Below are 427 nucleotides of genomic sequence, written 5' to 3' on the forward strand. Positions count from 1 at the left end.
CGGTTGCGCCAAAACTGCCTTCCCCCATGACATAGCGAATGCCACCGCCGATGCTCACTTGCTCAACGACTTGATAAGCAAAGTTTAGGTTGGCTTCTTTGGTAATCACGCTTGCTTCGTTACCAAAGTGCGATGCATTAAAATCGTCACCTAGGTCTGTTTCCATGCCGTAGTTAGTACCAAACGCCAAGCCAATCGCGAACTTCTCGTTATAACGGTGAGAAATGTAAAGGTTTGGAATAATGGCATCGTGAGCGAAGTCGCTAGAAGAAGCCTGACTTTGACCCAGTGCAGGGTGAGCGTGGGTCACTTTTCCTTCTACATCAATATTCGGGTTTACATAGATACCGCCTACTGAAATCTGAGTACCAGAAAGATACGTCATCATCGCGGGATTACGCCATTGTGCGCTAGATCGGAAGAGCGG

At 48.0% G+C, this 427-nt stretch carries 1 protein-coding gene; it reads right to left on the minus strand.

All coding sequences use genetic code 11. From position 1 onward, the window contains the following. On the minus strand, window positions 1-427 hold a 427-nt coding region (locus tag ACP45E_RS21695; protein ID WP_198927780.1), incomplete at both ends, for an outer membrane protein transport protein.

Origin of the sequence: Vibrio genomosp. F10 str. 9ZD137, from assembly GCF_049974785.1 — a bacterium.
GTDB lineage: Bacteria > Pseudomonadota > Gammaproteobacteria > Enterobacterales > Vibrionaceae > Vibrio.